12 protein-coding genes, 1 tRNA gene and 1 pseudogene are annotated in these 18,558 nt (G+C 60.7%); 9 read left to right on the top strand and 5 right to left on the bottom strand.

Annotated elements, in window-relative coordinates:
- The first annotated feature begins 129 nt into the window (after positions 1-129).
- Positions 130-1,029, top strand: a complete 900-nt coding sequence (gene dapF / locus BBOU_RS03405) for a diaminopimelate epimerase (RefSeq protein WP_026502772.1) — start codon at positions 130-132, stop codon at positions 1,027-1,029.
- A 169-nt stretch (positions 1,030-1,198) separates the two neighbouring features.
- On the opposite strand, the gene BBOU_RS03400 is transcribed toward dapF, so the two are convergent.
- The gene (locus tag BBOU_RS03400; protein ID WP_051616710.1) at positions 1,199-1,768 is read right to left on the bottom strand and encodes a vitamin K epoxide reductase family protein; all 570 of its coding nucleotides are present in this window, start codon (positions 1,766-1,768) and stop codon (positions 1,199-1,201) included.
- A 239-nt stretch (positions 1,769-2,007) separates the two neighbouring features.
- On the opposite strand from BBOU_RS03400, the gene BBOU_RS03395 reads away from it, so the two are divergent.
- On the top strand, positions 2,008-2,901 hold the full coding sequence (locus BBOU_RS03395; RefSeq protein ID WP_026502770.1) for a PHP domain-containing protein: 894 nt from the start codon (positions 2,008-2,010) through the stop codon (positions 2,899-2,901).
- Between the two features lie 156 nt (positions 2,902-3,057).
- Here BBOU_RS03395 and BBOU_RS03390 read toward each other — a convergent pair whose 3' ends face one another.
- Together BBOU_RS03390 and BBOU_RS09660 are read right to left on the bottom strand one after the other, a co-directional pair.
- Positions 3,058-3,282 carry a DUF3107 domain-containing protein gene (locus tag BBOU_RS03390; protein WP_026502769.1) on the bottom strand — a complete coding sequence of 75 codons (225 nt, stop codon included), beginning with the start codon at positions 3,280-3,282 and terminating at the stop codon, positions 3,058-3,060.
- Between the two features lie 897 nt (positions 3,283-4,179).
- A pseudogene (locus BBOU_RS09660) lies at positions 4,180-5,334 on the bottom strand (phosphotransferase); the annotation flags it as partial.
- Positions 5,335-6,482: 1,148 nt separating this feature from the next.
- On the opposite strand from BBOU_RS09660, the gene BBOU_RS03380 reads away from it, so the two are divergent.
- The gene (locus BBOU_RS03380; RefSeq protein WP_026502768.1) at positions 6,483-8,003 is read left to right on the top strand and encodes an ATP-dependent helicase; all 1,521 of its coding nucleotides are present in this window, start codon (positions 6,483-6,485) and stop codon (positions 8,001-8,003) included.
- Positions 8,004-8,100: 97 nt separating this feature from the next.
- Here the strand turns inward: BBOU_RS03380 and BBOU_RS03375 are convergent, their stop codons facing one another.
- Positions 8,101-9,765, bottom strand: coding sequence for a zinc-dependent metalloprotease (locus BBOU_RS03375; RefSeq protein WP_081815490.1), 1,665 nt, complete (start codon positions 9,763-9,765; stop codon positions 8,101-8,103).
- Between the two features lie 167 nt (positions 9,766-9,932).
- Here BBOU_RS03375 and BBOU_RS03370 point away from each other — a divergent pair, with 167 nt between their 5' ends.
- On the top strand, positions 9,933-10,781 hold the full coding sequence (locus BBOU_RS03370) for a YlbL family protein (RefSeq protein WP_026502767.1): 849 nt from the start codon (positions 9,933-9,935) through the stop codon (positions 10,779-10,781).
- A 95-nt stretch (positions 10,782-10,876) separates the two neighbouring features.
- Positions 10,877-11,308, top strand: a complete 432-nt coding sequence (locus BBOU_RS03365; RefSeq protein ID WP_205827821.1) for a DUF3052 domain-containing protein — start codon at positions 10,877-10,879, stop codon at positions 11,306-11,308.
- 632 nt (positions 11,309-11,940) lie between these two features.
- On the opposite strand, the gene BBOU_RS03360 is transcribed toward BBOU_RS03365, so the two are convergent.
- Positions 11,941-12,014 (bottom strand) — tRNA-Val (locus tag BBOU_RS03360).
- 180 nt (positions 12,015-12,194) lie between these two features.
- On the opposite strand from BBOU_RS03360, the gene BBOU_RS03355 reads away from it, so the two are divergent.
- From BBOU_RS03355 to BBOU_RS03340, 4 genes are all read left to right on the top strand, one after another.
- Positions 12,195-13,943 (top strand): DivIVA domain-containing protein, encoded by a 1,749-nt coding sequence (locus BBOU_RS03355; protein WP_026502765.1) that lies wholly within the window; start codon positions 12,195-12,197, stop codon positions 13,941-13,943.
- A gap of 224 nt (positions 13,944-14,167) precedes the next feature.
- Positions 14,168-15,352: a 1-deoxy-D-xylulose-5-phosphate reductoisomerase gene (dxr, locus tag BBOU_RS08835; RefSeq protein WP_051616708.1), complete on the top strand. Its 1,185-nt coding sequence runs from the start codon at positions 14,168-14,170 to the stop codon at positions 15,350-15,352.
- The gene (ispG, locus tag BBOU_RS03345; RefSeq protein ID WP_238551993.1) at positions 15,349-16,602 is read left to right on the top strand and encodes a flavodoxin-dependent (E)-4-hydroxy-3-methylbut-2-enyl-diphosphate synthase; all 1,254 of its coding nucleotides are present in this window, start codon (positions 15,349-15,351) and stop codon (positions 16,600-16,602) included. Before dxr ends, ispG begins: the two co-directional genes overlap by 4 nt.
- A gap of 219 nt (positions 16,603-16,821) precedes the next feature.
- On the top strand, positions 16,822-18,558 hold the full coding sequence (locus BBOU_RS03340; RefSeq protein WP_026502763.1) for an alpha/beta hydrolase family protein: 1,737 nt from the start codon (positions 16,822-16,824) through the stop codon (positions 18,556-18,558).

The following is an 18,558-nucleotide window of genomic DNA, read 5'->3' as shown; positions in this document are numbered from 1 at the left end:
GTCAGCGTCGTCGGTGCGGGGATAGTCGCATGTTTGGGGATTGCGCTGATTGTATCGGCGTCGTACCCGCTGTCCCGCTATCCGGTTCGCGCTCGGCGATTCCTCCCCGCGCATGGGTAGACTCGGGGCATGAGCATTCCACAGACGGTTGTCAAGGCGCACGCCACCGGCAACGATTTTGTTATCTACGCGGATCCGGACGACACGTTCGAACCGACGCCGGATGAGGTGCGGTTCCTGTGCGACCGGCATTTCGGTATTGGCGGCGATGGGCTGTTGCGTTTGACCCACCCGCGTTTCGTCAGCGATCTTGATGCCGATACGGTCGCACGGCTGGAGTCGGACGGTGCCGAATGGTTCATGGATTACCGTAATGCTGACGGTTCTTTGGCGGAAATGTGCGGCAATGGTACGCGTGCCACCGCATTGTTCGCCCAGCGGCTCGGATATGCCGACGGCGTTGGTGGCGAGCCATTGCGGCTAGGTACGCGTGCCGGCGTGAAAACGCTGGTATCGCTTGGTGATGTCACTCCTTGCGGCCATGACGTGTTCCGCGTTGATATGGGGGAGTGGAAGCGTGGCGAGACGGACGCGTTCACTGTGACGATTCCGGGTACTGACGGTTCGGCGCGCGGCACGTTCGTTGACATGGGAAACCCGCACGTGGTCAGTGTCATCGGCGACGGCGTCTCATCCTTGCCTGCGGTCGACGAGCTGAATCTTGTGGTCAAACCGGTGGTCAACCCGGTGTTGGAGTCCGACCAGAACGCCGAATTCGTCCGTATCGATGCGACCGATGAGGCGTCCGACCATGGCAGCGCCACCATGCGGGTCAATGAGCGTGGTGTCGGGGAAACCCTGTCATGCGGTACCGGCTTGTGCGCTACGGGCGTCACGCTGCTGGCCAAAACCGGTATCCATCATTGGACGATTACGGTGCGCGGCGGCACGCTGTTGGTGGATGTCAGCGACGACCGCGTGTTCCTCACCGGTTCGGCGACCCTTGTCGGCCGCGTCGAATTGCTCTGATTCGCCGCCACGCCGCCTGGTGGTTCCGTGATTCTCGCGGTTGTCTCTCGCACATCGCCTGTCTACGTTGACTGCCTGTCTATGTTGAGCATTTGCTGAGCATCTGCTGAGCGTGGACAGGCGGCGGGAAAACGGACGGCGTGTAGACACGGCGACGGGACTTGGACGATCACTGGAAGATCGCGCTGCCGTCCTTCACCAGGATCACGGCGATAATGGCGAGCAGCCACACAACATCGACCATCAGATCGTAATTCAACCGGTAATACGTGCGCAGGCCGCGGCGGTCATGCGCAATATCCTGCACGGTGACGGTCGCGTGGCTCAACGCCATGAACTGGATGGTGGTCGAGAACATCAGTCCCAAGCACCACGGGCACAACGCCCTGATAACGAACAGGGATTGCACGGTCAGCCAATAGGAGAACAGCAGCGCGGCAAACCCACCAAGCCACGTGCAGGTGGCGAACCACCGGGGTACGCGCACTCGTGCGAGCCCGATCACCGCGATGGTGACGAACACGCTTTCCGCCGCAATACCGAAGAACGCGTTCGGGAAACTCAAATCGCCGAGTTTCACGAGTTCCGCCTGCCAGGATTTGGCGACATCGGAGCAGGAGAGCACACTGTTGATATCGCAGGCGAGCAGCTGGTTCGGTTTGCGTGCCAGGCGAAGCGTTTCCGCAGACAGCATGAATGAGACAAACAGAGCCGCCGCAGAGGCGAGCAGCATAATCAGGTAGGTCCATGTGCTGCCGTGTCGCCAGCCGGGAAGCGCCGGGTCTGAGGCGTTTTGTCGCTGCTGGCTTGTCTGCGGTGGTGTGGTGTCTGCTGGTGTACGTTCGCTCACGATGCTGCCTTTCTAGCCAAATCATGCCGACGCCGGTGTCCGAGCCGGGCGGTGTATTTCCGCCGCCTCGTGCCACGCCTCTGCGCGTGTCGTTGACCGGTGTTCTTGAATCAGCTTACGATGGTCGTATGACTCTTGCGCGTATTCCCGATGCTCCGCCGTCCGCCGGATGGGATTTGCACTGCCACACGGTGTTCTCCGATGGCCGCCAGACGCCTGATGATATGGTTCGTGAAGCCTACGAGTGCGGCCTGCACGGAGTGGCCATCGCTGACCATGACACGACCGCAGGATGGGCCGATGCCGTGAAGGCGGCCGAACGATATCGGTTGCCGTTGATTCGCGGCACTGAAGTGACCGCGGACGCTTCCGGCATATCCGTGCACATGCTTGCCTACCAGTATGATCCGTGCGATGCGCGTATCGTCGACTTGTTCGCTTCGCTGCGTGCTGCCCGTCTCGCACGCACCAAACGCATGGTCGAACTGATTTCGAAGGATTATCCGATTACGTGGGATGATGTGCTCGCGCAGATTCGCGAAGGCGATGAGACGACGGTCGGTCGTCCGCATATCGCTGATGCGCTGGTCGCCGCCGGCGCCTACCCGGATCGTTCCGCCGCGTTTGCCGGGGCAGTCGGCTCTCGTAGCCCGTATTACATTCCGACCCCGTCGCCGGATGCCGCTGATGTGGTGCGTGCGTTTCGTCAGGCCGGGGGAGTGAGCGTTATCGCCCATGCCGGTGATCCGAGCCGCAATCGCAGGCTGCTGTCTGACGCGGACATCGAAACGTTGATTGATGCTGGGCTTGACGGTTTGGAAGTGTGGCATCGCGGCAATCCGCCGCAGCAGCGTGAACGTTTGCTCGCGCTCGCCCGCCGCCATAACCTGCTGGTCACCGGCGGGTCTGACTGGCATGGCAAGGGAGGCAAACCGAACAAGTTGGGTGAGAATCTGACTGATGATGACACCGTCGCATGCATTATCGAACGGGGCGCCATCCCGCCGATTCTGCCACGCTGACACCGCCATGCCGGCGATCGCGTCGCGTCGTGCGTCGGGACATACGATGCGACGCGTCCGGCGGCATGCTGGCGGATACGGCAACGCCCGGTCTGGTATCACCAGTAGCCGGGCGTTTTGTATGTATTACCGTCGCGGATTCACGCGGTTAGTGGCTCACAGCGCGCCGAATCCGACCGCATGCTTGGTTTCCGAACCGATCAGCGCGTAGCCGAGTGCTGCACCGGGGACGACGATATGCCGTCCCTTGGTATCCACCAAGTCGATGATTTTGCCATTCGCCACCGCGTCATCGATGATGGCGCTGACATGTTCGGCGGTGTCGTCGGAGGTGAAGCTCACCGGACGCGCCACGTTCTGGATTCCCAGCTCGATATCCATTGTTGCTCCTGTCGTTAGAGGCTGTGCCGTGCGGGCGATGCGTGTGCAATCGTATGCACGGCGTGTGTCTGCTGAATCGATGTTTCTATTGTGCCCACCGGATGCGTGTTACGCTTTCGGCGTGGTGTCATCGGGCTGCTCGCCGGGTTGCTCGGTGGCGTTCGTATCACCGTTCGCGTCGGTGTCAGTGTCGCTGGCGGAACCGGTCCCGCCAGCGTCCGCGTGAGCAGCATCAGTGGCTTGCGCATCGCGCGTATCATGCGTTTCGCTCTGATGCTTCGACGCTTCCAAGTTCTTGCGCGCATCCCGCATCGCCTGCTCCTCACGCTCAAGCAGTGGAATCAGAATGGTTTCCGGCGCATGCTCGGTGCCGGCTCCATCATCATGACCGTCGGTATGCTGCGTCGCCCGGAACGCGACGGTTTCCGCCTCACTATCCTGGAACGCTTCCGCCTCGTCACGACCTTCGGCTTTTACTCTGACTTGCGCTTCGATATACGCCTGCCCATGCGTGGCATCATTCTTCGTGGCGGTATCCGCGGTGGCGGCGCTATGCGTCTGAGATGATGCGGCATCGGTCTGACGCACCCCCTCACGTGCGGGAGAGGTGAGCTGTTGGACCGGGAATTGCGCCGATTGCGCGGTTCGTGGAATCGGATGCCCATCCTGCCTTTGTGGATGCCCGGAACGCTCCGAAGCCGCGGCAATCGTCGAACTCTTCGTATCGTCACGTCCATCCGCAGCATCCTGCGAGACGCGACCACGACCCAGATGGATACCGCGAATGCTGAAACTTGGCGGTTTGATCGCAATTGTCGGCTCATCATGATGGTCGCCGGCATGGGCTTGCACCGGGCGGCTTGCCGTTGAATCATCAGCCTCCACGCCCTCACGGTGACCAGCCTGCGCGATGTTGGCGGAACCGGTGCGATCGGTTTCATTGGTCTGATCGGACGCCCCGGCGTTGGTGTCATCACTGCCCTGACGTTCAGTCGCTTGGCGACGCTCCTCTTCACGGCGTTGCGCATTGCGCCGCTCACCGGCATCCAGCAGCGTGCCTACGGTGATGGTGCTTGGCGGCTTGGCTCCCGAGCGGTGCATGGACGCCGCGGTTGAACGGGAATCCGTGGCAAGGCTCAGCTGGTGGGCGAGACGCTCGACCTGGGCTTTGAACTGGATGATTTTCTGGCTGTCTGCGTCACTCAACGCTTGGATGAACTCACCGACCTGCTCCATTTGCAGCCACAGGTTGGCGCGCAGCATGATCAGGTCGTCAAGGCGTGAACCGAGCATGCGCCCGTACGCCGACAGTACCGCGTTGCGATGCGATTCGTCGAGTTTGCTGAAAATCCACGCGAGATCACGCGCAGGATCATTGATTTGCATGTCCTGCCAGTTGGTGACTGCGGTAATGGTTGAACCGGAGAACAGGACGTCACCGTCATGGAAACCACCGTGGACCAGACATGTGGAGAACGACCATAATCCGTCAGTATCCAACACTGCGGTCCAGCTGGATGTGATTTCCGGCGGGATATGCCCGGCTTGACGCAGCCGTTTGATCCAGGCGACCAGTTGGGCTCTGATCTGTCCGGTTGCATACACGGGGTAGTGTTCGCGCTGGATGAACGCCGGGTTGAGTCGGTGAATCGCCCCGATGGCCGTGCCGATGCTCGCGCAATCATCCAAAGTCAGCAAATCCAGTGGACGGGCGGTGCCTTCGCGGTGGGGCGCGATCATGACCGCGGTGGTTCCGGTCGGACCGTGCGGGTCGTCGCCGGCTGAACTGGCGAGAACCTGGTCGATGGCGAAGCCCAGGGCGGCAGGCTCCTTCGCCCGCTGCAACGCTTGCGCTGCTTTGATGCGTCCGCGTAGATGCTTGCGTCCGGCATCAGTGTCGCTGGCATGGACGTCGTACAAACGCCCGGAGGCGTCTTGAACAACGGCATGGTCGATACCTCTGGTTTCATCGGTGGCATTGCCCTGGTCGCTGGCTCGTACGCCCGCCACGGAAATGTCCGGCATGACGGCTGATGCCAAGGCCGCCAGCATAAGATCGCTTCGCTGATTCACAGTTCCACAGTAATACAGGGATTCGCCTGAATCGAGCCGTACACGGTATTTCGGGATGTCAGTGTCGCTTCTCGCGAGCGTATTCCGTGCAGAAAGAAATCCCGATGCATGGTTGCGCCACTGCCCGATGGGTCACCTGTGAGGTTTGGCTCACACGGTGGCGGTTGTGACGTTCCTGTGGCGGTGGTTCGGTCTGGCCGACCGTCACTTTGTGAGGTTTGGCCCACACGGTGGCGGGTTGGGTTGTGGTGCGTGCGCCGATTCGGTCGGTGTGGGTGTCGGTTTGTGAGGATTGGCTCACACGGTGGCGGGTGTGGTGGCCGGGATCGGTGTTTTTGGCGGGTCGAGGTATCGTTTTGTGAGGTTTGGCTCACACATCGGGCTGTTAGGTGTCGGGTGTGAACGGGAGCCCGAATGGAGCGGCTTGTATGGTGGCGTTTATGTGGGAGAATTTGGCGATTTCCTGATTCGGCGCTGTTCTTCCGCAATCTGCGCGGGAGGTTATCGAGATTCCGTGCCGTCGCGACAGTTCTCCCAACGGGAACGTTGAAATCGCGCGGTTCTTGGATTGCGCCTGTGAAGCCGTTTTCGGGAGGATGTCGCGCAATCCGCCAATCGGCGATAAACTCCCGTGAAACCACGGGACTTTATTCTCGATACAACCCGTTCGCAGTAATCTCCCGCGATCGGCACGGAAGCCCGCGCACGGCGACCCCGTGTTTAAGCGGCAATCCCGCATACGGAAGCCTCAAGCACAGAAATCCCACGCACAGCAGCTGTCATACGCGACACGCCGTCAAGTACGATTCGCGCATCCCAAGCATTCGTTCCCACTTGCCCCACACCACGCACATCCTCTCACTCTTCACACCCCGCATCCTCACCCCCCTCCTCCCACCCCTCACCCCCTCAACACTCCTCACACTCCGCATCCCACGCTCTGCACCCGCGCACTCTGCACACCTCTCACACCCCCTATTCCTCACCTCACCTCCCTCATCTCCCGCTTCTCTCATACCTCACGTGCTCCCGTCTACCCCGCACCCCCACTGCACCCCTCCCGCCCGCTTCCCACGGACCTTCAGCCGGTTTGCGTCAAGCCGTGCCGGCTGACACAATAGCGAAATATGGATGAGACGGTTGACGATGATGTGCTTGCCGGGTTGGATGACGCGCAGCGTCAAGCCGCGACGACACTTGAGGGGCCTGTACGGATTGTGGCATGCGCTGGCGCCGGTAAGACGCGCACCATCACCCGGCGTATCGCGTATGCGTGCACGTCGGGTGTGTGGGATGCCCGCGGCGTGCTCGCGGTCACCTTCTCGGTCAAGGCGGCGGCTGAAATGCGCGCCAGACTTGCTTCTCTCGGGGTGGGCGATCAGGTCACTGCCGCGACGTTTCATTCGGCGGCTCTCCACCAGCTTCGTCGGGTGTGGCCTGACGTGTGCGGTGAGGCTCCGTTCCCGCATGTCACCAATCGTCCCCACGAGCTGACGGCGAATGCGTTGCGCCGCACGATTAATCCTGAAGGGCTTGACCCGTCTCAGACGGGGTCCGCCGCAGTGCGTGATGTGCTTGCTGAAATCAACTGGTGTAAGGTTCAGCTTGTCGCTCCGGACGATTATGCACGAGTGTGCGCCGCGGTCGGCCGCCGCCCGCCTATCGGTTTGGAGGCCGGACAGTTTGCCGACGTGTATACCGCGTATGAGATTGAAAAATCTTCGAAAGGGGAGATTGATTTCAACGATATCCTGCTCATGGTGTGCCATGTCATTGATGATGATGCTGATGCTGCTCGCATCATCCGCTCGTCGATCCGCTGGCTGACGGTTGACGAATACCAGGATGTCTCACCGTTGCAGCATCGCCTGTTGACCCGCTGGCTGGGGGATAACCGCAATATTTGTGTGGTGGGCGATCCTGCGCAGACGATTTACTCGTTCGCCGGGGCAAGTAGCTATGATCTGCTGCATTTCACACGGGAGTTCGCTCCGGTCGCCGCTGATATCAGTTTGCGTACGGATTACCGTTCTACGCCGCAGATTGTCGGATATGCCAGCCGTGTGCTTGCCGCTTCGCCGGAGCGTGGGGATTATTTGCGCTTGGAATCCGGCCGTGGTGACGGTTCACGTGTGGCGAGCACGCGATATGCTGATGATGAGCAGGAGGCGCAGGGGGTTGCCACGCGTATCGCCCGGCTGATCGCCCAAGGCGTACCGGCGTCGGATATCGCGGTCCTGTCCAGGATCAACGCGCAGCAGCAGCCGGTGTGTGCGGCGTTGCGTGCGCAGGGTGTCCGTTTTCGTGTCCGTCGTGACGCGGGCTGGCAGGCTTCTTCGCTTGCCGATGACGCTCAGGAGAAGGCGGCGATGCTTGAAGCGCTGGGGATTGCGGGCACGAAGGGTGCGGTGACCGTGTCCACGATTCATGCGTCGAAGGGTTTGGAGTTCAAGCATGTGTTTCTTATCGGATGTTCCGAGGGACTGCTGCCGTATGGTTCGCCGGCGCCGGGGGAGGCGCTTGAGGAGGAGCGTCGATTGATGTATGTGGGGGTGACGCGTGCGGAGGATACGCTGCACTTGTCATTCGCGGACCGTCAGTCCAATGGCAGCGGGGTGAGGCGTCGCCCCAGCCGGTTCCTTGCGTGACATACTGAAGGCGCAGGGCATCATGGTGCCCTGCGCCTTGTGGGATGGTCGGCTGTACGGTACTGTCAACTGCCGTAATTACCGGGGATTGCCGGTACTACCGGCTTTCGCCTGGCTCGTCCGCGCCGGTTTCACCTTCCTGCCCGGGCTTGCCGTCGTCGCCGCCGTTCGTGTTGTCGGCATCGCCTGAGCTGCGCAAATTCCCGGCATCATGCGCCGGAGTATTGCCGCCGGCTTTGGCATCGCTGGCTTTGATATCACTGGCATCACTGCCGCCGGCATTGGCGCTGTCACCGGTTTCGGACTCTGCATGCTGCCGGGCATCCTCATCGAGCAGTTTGGACAATTCAGCATCCCAATCAATGCTGGACGCGGTCTGCGTGTCGTCGGTCGCCGTATCGGCGGGCGTATCGCTGTGTGACGATGCCGCGTGCGGGGCTGCTGTTTCGCTCGGCAGTTGCGGCAACAGATCAGGATGCGACCATCTTGCGTCGCGCTCCTCCATACCGGATTGCGCGTCGATACTTGCCCACAAGTCAGCCGCCTCACGCAGCCGCTTGGGGCGCAACTGCAAGCCGAGCAGCGATTCGAAACTGCGTTGCGCAACCCCGCCGACGGCACGTTCACGACGCATCATCTCACGCAACTGGTCAAGATGCGGCAGGTGCGCCATGCCGGCTTTCCACGTGACGCAATCCACCCAGCCTTCCACTGCGGCGAGCAGTCGTTCGAGGCTTGACAGCGCTTCACGCTGTTCCGGAGTGTCCGGAATGGCCACGTTGGTCAGGTTCACAGCCCCGGAGAAGGAGTCAGGATTCATGATTTGCGCGTCACGCAGCTGTTCTTCCATCGCATCCAAGTCGATGCGGGTGCCACGCGCATACTTGCCGATCAGTGCTTCAAAACGTGGCATGAGCCATGGGACGGCCGCGAACAGGCGTGCGTGTGCTTCCTCCTGCAAAGCGAGGAACGCGAGCACTTCACTTTGGTCGATGTCCAGTGAGCGCGCATATTCAATGGCGTTTTGCGCGATGATTCCGCCTGCCGGATTGCCGAGCAGCGGCACGCTTTGATCGAAACTGCCGCGTACTTCGTGAGACAGATCGCCAGCGGCGTGGCCGAGCTGCATGGCGAATGAGGTGTTGGCCAGCAGTTTGACGATTTGGCCTGGATCCTTGAGATTGTCAGGAATCGGTATCGGAATGGGGCCTGCGTACACGCCGGCGATTTCCCCGCCGAACGTGTCGCCCAATCGTTCGGAGACAACCGAGGCGAGTGCCTCATTCATCGCCGAGGCGACTGGTGCCGCGAATGTCGCCCATGAGTTGAGTGTCCCGTTGACCCAATCGGCTCGCGTCAGCACGTCGGGTTCGCCGGGAGCCGGGTCGAAAGCGCACGCGCTGTCAAGCCACAGGTTCGCTTCGCTTGCCGCACGGCGGACGCTTGCAGCATCCTGCGCGTTGACGGTATGCCAGGATTCCTCATCGTTGGCGCGCTCCAGCGCGATGGTGCTGGCGAGTTTCACGTTGATCGGCCCGCGGTCGACTGCCTGCTGCATATCCATCAGCGAGTTGAGACCGCCTTCGGTGAAGGCTTTCATCATCGCGCGTACTTCATCGGGTTTGGGCAGGTTGTCCGGATTCTGTTGCGCCAGCTGGTCGCGCACCTCCTGCGGAAGCTGGGAAAGCTGCTGCCAGGCCATTTCCCCTTGGATTTGGCCGAAACAATCGATGAGCCATTGGTGTATCGCGTTTTCGTCCATGACCTGTCATCCTTTGCATGCATGTGCCGCGGTTATTGCCTTAAGTATCCCCAATACTACAGTCCTTTGCGCCCGTGTTCGCTCAAGGTGAGGAAACCGGTGCCAAGCTCTTACAGCGGCGTATCGCCGGCGACGCTTCGACAGGTGTGCTGGCTAGTATGGCGGGTATGAGCTTGACACGTATCCGCCGCGCCACCGTGGCATCTTTGCGCCGCGCCCGTAGCGATTTCAACCGTCGTAGTCTCGGCTACTATGCCGGGGCGTTTTGTGTTCTGTTGTGTGTTCTGGTGCTGATCATGCCCAGCCCGTACGTTGTTGAAACCCCCGGCCCCACGCGCAACGTGCTCGGTACGTCGGACGGCAAGCAGATCATCGCGATTTCAGGGGTGGCGACGCATAAGCAGTCCGGGCAACTGCTCATGGTGACGGTCAACGCCGCAGGCGTCCCCGGGTATGCGATGCCCAATATTGAGACGCTTGCCATGTATATGCGTTCGGACACCACCGTACTGCCCAGCGAAGCGGTATTCCCGCCCGGTCAAAGTTCGGAGGACTACGACAAGGAGTCTCATCATGAGATGTCCGGATCGCAGAAATCCGCCACCAAGCAGGCGCTCGCGTATGCGAAACGGCTTGGTGTGGATACCAGTGGCGTGCGCGTGCGTATGCATATTGATGATATTGGCGGTCCGTCCGCGGGCATGATGTACACGCTTGGTACGATCAGTAAGCTCACGGCGCGTGATGAGACCGGCGGTAAGATCATCGCCGGTACGGGGACGATGGAAAACGGTGGCAAAGTCGGCGCGATTGGCGGTATTCGGCTGAAAATGCTTGGAGCGAAGCGTGATGGCGCCGCATGGTTCCTTGCTCCCGCGTCCAACTGTGATGAGGTTGTCGGCCACGTGCCATCCGGCTTGCGGGACGTGAAAGTGTCCACGCTTGATGAGGCGTATCAGGCGCTGGTGGCTATCGGGCAAGGCAAGGGGGAGAAGCTGCCGCACTGCACGGTGTGAATCGGGGCTTGCGTTTGGCGTGCGATGGGTGTGCGGCTGCACGCGATGTCCACGCATAGGGCTTGGTAACACATAAGTTCGCGTGTCTTGCTATATTGTGCAACGTGATTGAAACGGCATTTCAAAACGCTGAAGAGTTCGGTTTCCGCTCCGGGGACATCGTGCAGGAATGGCTGTGGGATGATGACGTCGATGATTCGATCCGCGAGAAGATCGAAACGTTGACGGGCGAGGAACTCGTTGACGAGGATTATGATTCCGCCGTCGATGGGGTCATCATTTGGTGGCGTGACGGCGATGACGAGGATGAGCTCGCCGACACTATCGTTGATGCGTATGCGGTGTTGGGCGATGACGGCCCGATGTGGGTGTTGTGCCCGAAGCCCGGTCGTGAGGGGGCTCCGAATGCGAGTACTGTGCAGTCCGCTGCGCAGACCGCCGGCATGAATGCCGCCACGCCGTTGACGGTGAGCAAGGATTGGAACGGTATCCAGCTGCGTGCCTTCGGCAAAGGTTCGGCGCACTGACCGGTTGACGGACTGAGTCGGCTGGCGGTGTCGTCCGGCTGGCATGTCGGGCGTACGGGTTTGCGTCAATACCGGCCGATGTCATTTTCATCTTCCTGCGATCGGTTACGCGGGGATTGATTCCGGCGTAACCGATTTGGCAAGGCAGTGCGTGGCGTATGGTGGATTCCCGCGCAAATGCGACGGGGAATTTGTACCGTATACGCCTGATGCCGAATAACTTCCCGCACTGATGCGGGAGATTACTGCGATTAGGCTGCATCGGGGATAAAGTCCCGTGGTTTCGTGGGAGTTTATCGCTGATTGGCGGATCGCGCGACATCCTCCCGAAAACGGCTTCACAGGCGCAATCCAAGAACCGCGCGATTTCAACGTTCCCGTTGGGAGAACTGTCGCGACGGCACGGAATCTCGATAACCTCCCACGCCGATCGCGGGAGAACAGCGCCGAATCAGGAAATCGCCAAATTCTCCCACACAAAGGCCGACGAATCAAGTGGGTGTGTGTTCAAACAATCGCCGCGAACATGGCGCCTGAGGCCAAAAGACCGCCTTGATTTTGATGCTGTGTCGGCGCCGCGCATCACACGCAAAACAATGTTTTGCGGCACCACGTATGCACCACGTATCAAGTGGGCGATGAGGGATTCGAACCCCCGACATCCACCGTGTAAAGGTGGCGCTCTAGCCAACTGAGCTAATCGCCCGCGACATTCCACTCTACCGCATGTCGCGTCGAACCCGTCGCATACCGGCGTGTTCACTCGTCAACGCACACCCGGACGGCGTGCCAATACCGTGCGGTTTATGTATTTTCCCAGCCGAAGAGTCTAAACAGTCACGTAGAGTTGAGCCATCAGAACATATGTCTAGGAGGTCGGTAGCCAATGGCTAAGAAACCTGAAACCGAGCAGGGTGCGTCAGGTATTGCGCTTGTCAGCAAGCGCAAATGGGGCTATGACGTGCCCCAGGTCGACAAGTTTCTTGAGCACGCGCACGAGCTGTACGACAGTGAAGGCATGCAGCTGACGCAAAAGGACATCCAAAACGTGTCCTTCGACATGCGCAAGGGCGGGTACGCCATCGCCCAGGTCGACGCCGCATTGACACGCTTGGAGCGTGCGGTGGTCGACAAGCAAACCACGTGGGAGATCACGCAGCATGGACGCGTGGCGTGGAAAGCCCAGACCGAGGAACTGTACCGTCAGATCGCCGAACACGCCAAGCGCCCGCAGCGCAAGCGGTTCGCCGCTGGAACCGGCAAGCAGCCGTCATACGACCGCAAGCAGGTCGATCGTCTGGTCGACCAGATCGTTGATAAAGCCGCCGCCGAACTTGGTATCGGGGGAGCAGATCAGGACCATGCGAAAAAGGACATCGATTTGAACGCCCAACGCGTGTCGAATGTGATTTTCACGCAGCGTCGCGGCCATCGCGGGTATGACGAACGTCAGGTCGACTACTACATCAACGCGTGCGTCCAACTGCTCAGCCGCATCGAATCATACGCCCGCGTGGCCGATTATGTCGGCACCCCTGATGAGCAAGCCGCCCAACAGCACGCCGATAACGGTGTCAAGCCGCTGTTCGCCCAGTCCGGCCAGCATTCCGGTCAAGATCAGGAACTCCCGCAATTCGCTCCCGGATCGGCAGCGGCGTCACTCGCAGCGGCATCCGCTGCCGCCTCAACGGTTCCTGCCGCCGAAGCCACACAATCCTTCGACGCGCTCCACGAAGCAGAACAAGCGATTTTCACCCAGACGCAGTCGCAAAACCCGTCGGTGTTCGGCCAGCCTGACCAGCCGGCATCCGAGACAACCAGCCTGTTCGACCAGTCCACGCCGGTCGCTCCGGTTCCGCCAACCGGCACCGCGTATTCACCGGTATCATCGGTTCCGTCCTTCGATGCGGCTGCCGTGAACCAGCAGACGATTCCCACCCAGCAGGCCACCGACCTGCCGTCATTCGCCCCATCCTCCGATTCGGCGATTCGCGCGGCACAGGAAAGCCTGCACGGCAGCCCTTCACTGGCGGCGCTCGCCGGCAGCCATGCGTCCACGCCGGCGTCTGCCGCCGCAACCCCGTCGGTCACCCCGTCGTTTGGAACCGGCGAGTCTGCCGCTGCGTCTTCGCCGTCCATCACCCCGTCATTCGGTTCAGGACTCGCTCAGGAATCCGGTAGCACACAGCCACGCCAGAAGTTGGGCGAAATCCCGGGCGTGTACGCTCCCGCACCGTCATCCGCATTCACTCCGGACACTCCGGCGGTTCCGGTCTCCCCGGTTTCCACCGAATCCAGTGTTCCCCCGGCTTCGTTCGATTCCGCGCCGACCGCCGCATTCGCATCCCCCTTCAGCGCTGATGCTTCAGCTCAAGCTGTCCAGGAGCCGGTAGCTCCAGTCGCTCCGCAATCGCAGCCGTCCGCGCCAGCCACTACGGATTCCTCGACGGCCGCTGCCGCTGCGGACACCACGTCCGCCGCACAGCAGCAGACGCCGGACCGCCAGAAGACCGCGAAACCCACGTCGGCCGGATTGTTCCCCGAAGCGAATCCTGCCGCTGGCTCCGGTTTCGGTTTCGATATCCCGGATTTGTCGTTCCCCACGTGGAATGACGACAATTCGTCCGGCAAGTGATGCCGCACGGTTCCGTCCGATACTGCGAGACGGGGAGTCGTACACGTGTCAAGCAGCCGACCGCCGTATCGTGTAGTCGTTTGGCACGTTGCTCGAATCCGCCGCGTGTATCATGTGAACCGGGCCAAGGGGAGTGCCCGCACTTCCTGATACGCGCATACGGTACCGGAAGGCTGCCGGGCGTTGCGCCGGACAACCGCAAGAAGTAGGAAGCATCCACTGTGATCAGACAATCCACTGTTATCGTGCTGGGATCGACCGGGTCGATCGGCACGCAAGGACTTGATGTCATCGCCCGTCATCCTGACCGGTTCACGGTAACCGGGCTCGCTGCTGGCGGCGGCCATGTTGATTTGCTCGCCCAACAGGCGGCATTGTTCCACGTACCGCAGGTTGCGATTGCCGATGAGTCCAAGGTCGGGGCGCTTCGTGAGGCTCTCAATCAGGCCGGAGCGTCGAACACCGCGATCCATGCAGGCCGCCAGGCGGTGGTCGCTTTGGCTGGTTGCGGTGCGGACATGGTACTGAACGGTATCACCGGCTCTATCGGTCTTGAACCGTCGATTGCCGCGCTTCAGGCGGGTTCCCAGCTGGCGTTGGCGAATAAGGAGTCGGTGGTCGCCGGCGGACACCTGCTGTTCAGTGCTCAGGTGCGTGACCAGCAGATCAACCCGGTGGATTCCGAGCATTCCGCGATTTGGCAGTCGCTGCGTTCCGGCCGCCACGGCGAGGTCGCGAAACTGATTGTCACGGCTTCAGGCGGCCCGTTCCGCGGGATGCGCCGCGACGAGATGACTGACATCACGCCCGCGCAAGCGTTGAACCATCCCACGTGGCATATGGGACCGGTGGTCACGATCAATTCGTCTACGCTGATGAACAAGGGGTTGGAGGTTATTGAGGCGAGCCGCCTGTTTGATATTCCTCCGGAGCGTATCGAGGTGACGGTCCACCCGCAGTCGATTGTGCATTCGATGGTGGAATTCCGCGATGGCGCGACTATCGGACAAATGTCACCGCCTGATATGCGTCTGCCGATCGCGCTCGGTTTGTCTGCGCCCGAGCGGCTTGGAAACGTGGCTGCTGCGTGCGATTGGACGCAAGCCGCGCAATGGACCTTCGAACCTCTTGACAACGAGGCGTTCCCTGCGGTTTCGCTCGCCCGGCAGTGCCTTGCCGCGTCCGAGAAGCATACGGCGGTATTGAACGCTGCGAACGAGCAGGCGGTTCACGCGTTCCTCGACGGCCGTCTGCCGTATCTGGGTATCGTGGACACGGTCAAAGCCGTCATCGACCACATGGATGCCGAGCTTCGCGGCAATCCGCTGTTCGCATCCGTGGAGGAAATGGGGCAAGTTGAGCGTGAAGCGCGCCAACGTGCTGATGTTTTGATAAACAAGCAAGTGTGAAGGAAAGCATCAGCATTCAAGACGATGAATTGACCGCGGGCGCCGAGGCGGGGTTCCGTAAGACAGGAACCCCTGATATCAGTGAAAGCCCGTTGCATCCGAGGCGCAAATCCCGCCGTATTATGGTCGGTCCGGTGCCGGTTGGCGGTGGTGCGCCGATTTCCGTGCAATCGATGACCAACACGCCGACAGTGGATGTGAACGCTACGCTCCGCCAGATTGGTGAGCTCGCACAGGCCGGTTGCGATATTGTCCGCGTCGCGGTGCCCAGTCAGGATGATGCGGACGCGTTGCCTGCGATTGTCGCGAAATCACCGCTTCCGGTGATTGCGGACATCCATTTCCAAAGCAAATACGTGTTTCAGGCGATTGATGCCGGGTGTGCCGCGGTGCGTGTCAACCCGGGCAATATCCGCAAGTTCGACGAGGTTGGCCCGTCGATTTGCAAGGCGGCCACGGATGCGGGCATTTCGTTGCGTATCGGCGTGAACGCCGGCTCGCTTGATAAGGAACTGTACGCGAAGTATGGTGGTCCGACCCCTGAGGCGCTGGTCGCTTCGGCGTTGAAGGAAGCCCGCATGTTCGAGGATGTCGGCTTCCATGATTTCAAGATTTCTGTCAAGCACCACGATCCGGTCACTATGGTGCAGACGTATCGTCTGCTTGCGAGCAAGGGGGATTGGCCGCTGCATTTGGGTGTGACCGAGGCCGGTCCGGCGTGGCAGGGGACGATCAAATCGTGTCTGGCGTTCGGTGCGCTGCTGGCTGAGGGTATTGGCGACACGATTCGCGTGTCCCTGTCTGCGCCTCCTGTTGAGGAGGTGAAGGTCGGCTGCAAGATTCTTGAATATTTGGGTCTTCGCCAGCGGCATTTCGATATTATTTCCTGCCCGAGCTGCGGTCGTGCGCAGGTTGATGTGATTGAGCTCGCCAAACAGGTGACCGACGGGTTGAAGGATATCAAAGCTCCGATCCGCGTGGCAGTTATGGGCTGCATCGTCAACGGCCCGGGCGAGGCGCGTGAAGCTGACTTGGGTGTGGCTTCAGGCAACGGTAAAGGGCAGATTTTCATCAAAGGCAAGGTTATCGAGACTGTCCCGGAGGATCGTATCGTCCCCACGCTGCTTGAGCATGCGCATGAGATCGCGGACCGTCTCGAACGTGAGAACGCCGCCAACGGCACAGTCACCCCACAAAGCGGCCCCGTCGTCGTCCCCATCACCGGTGACGGCACCCACCCCGCCCGCTAACCCCACTCCATCCCCAACCTTCTGCCGACGCTGACGGGTCGGTGAGTGTCGGTGGAAGCAGCAATCCGACCTTCTGCCGACGCTGCGGGTTCGGTGAGCGTCGGCAGAAGCAGGGGGAGCGGGTTGTTGACGGGGACGGTCGCGGTCAGGCGGGTCGGGATGTTGCGGCGTGCATACGGGATTCTTGCGGCGGGCTGAACGGTCGTGGTTGTCGTTAGAATGAACGATGTGTCGAATCAGGAAGAGCATACCGCCGCTCGTCCTGCGCAGCAGGAGCGGCAGATATCACAGCAGCAGACGCTGGGCGCATGGTCGCGTGGTCATCGGCTTGCGGTAAGTGTCCCCATTTTCATTATCCTGCTCGGCATGCTTGTTGGCGTTTCGCATATTACGGCCGTCAGCGCCGATATCCAGCCGACAGGCCAAACCATGGCGATGCTGACCGGCGACACCTCCGTCGCCTTCCGCACCCACGCCGGTAGCACGCTGCCGACGCTCAACACGTACAAAGTGACGCAACGGTATACCACCATCACCGCGAAACGCCCATCGACGGGTGAAATCCAGAAGATCCGCATGCTGATCCGCGAGCCCAAAGGCGCGGGGGCGAACCGTCCGGGTGTCGTGTTCATGCATGGCGCCGGATACGGCACGTGCGACAACTCCTTCGGCGATGTCGCGTACGCACTGTCGTCCGCCGGTTTCGTCACCGCGGTTATCGACAAACCGGTCTGGTCCACCAACGACATCACCCGTGATTATCCGGCTTCCGCGACCATCTACGATCAGGCCATCAACTATCTGCGCTCCCTCAACCAGGTCAACGCCAAGAATGTCGGGATTTACGCCACATCCGAAAGCACGTGGATCAGCTCATACCTGCTGCAGCAGGATCCGAAGGTCGCGTTCCAAGTGCTGCTCAGCCCGATGGTGTTCTCTCCGAGGCAATCCTTGGGTTTCCTCGCTTCCCAGGATTTCACGCTGGTCGGTGCGCACAGCGGCTACCAGTCGATTGTCCGCCGTGTTTTCGATATGGATGGGACGATGTTCGGCTTGAAGAACTTCGACCTCGATATCGAGCGGCCCGCGGCGTACCGTATCCCCACGTTTGTCGCCTACGGGTCGAAGGATGTGATGACCGCGCAGGTTGAAGGTACGCGCAAAATCCTTGATTTGGCTCATCAGGCCGGCAACTGGGATGTGACCATCCGCAGCTACCCGGTGGCGAACCACGTGTTGCGTTTGGGCAATGAGGCGGATGCCGGCACCGGTTTCGCCGACGACTATGTCAACGACATGGTCACGTGGATGGTCGGTACGGCGGCCGGACTCAACCAAACCAGCGAGCGTGCCGCCGGTTCGACGCTCTACCAGTCGATTGCCGTGCCGAAGGATTTGCATGCGGATCGAGCACTCACCGTGTATGGTGCGTGGGTTCATCTGGCCATGGTGGTCACCCTGCTGCTCACGCTGATTGTCGCAGCCGTCGCGCTGGTCAAGAAAATCGTGTTTCTTGTTCGCCGTAAAGGCCCGGCTCTCGGCTTCAAATACGGTTTCGGCGGCGCCTTGCTGAGTTTGACGATTACTACGCTGGCAACGCTGCTCCTGTTCGGCGGCGGGCTTGGCCAGGTGATTATGGGTATCGTCCAGCTTGCGTGGGGTGGTGCTCCCGCTGAGGATCCGGGCATGATGTATTGGAGCTGGCCGGTTATTCAAGTGGTGTGCACGCTGGTGGTGTGGGCGTGGTCACGCGTGTTCACGCGACTCATTGAGGTTGCACAAACCCGTGGTATCGCGCAGCTTCCGCCGCGGAAAGGCGCAATCAATGATGTGGTCAGTGGCCGGGAGCCTGTGCTCGCGTCCACGCGGCTGGCCCGCGTCCTGTTCTGGGTGACCGCGTTCGCCATGTTCCACGTGCTCCTGTTCTTCGCGTTCTGGGGCTTGTTCCTGTACTGA

The sequence above is a fragment of the Bifidobacterium boum genome, assembly GCF_000741535.1.
Classification (GTDB): domain Bacteria; phylum Actinomycetota; class Actinomycetes; order Actinomycetales; family Bifidobacteriaceae; genus Bifidobacterium; species Bifidobacterium boum.
The sequence above is the reverse complement of the archived record's forward strand: the minus strand, read 5'-3'. Positions and strand labels throughout refer to the sequence as shown.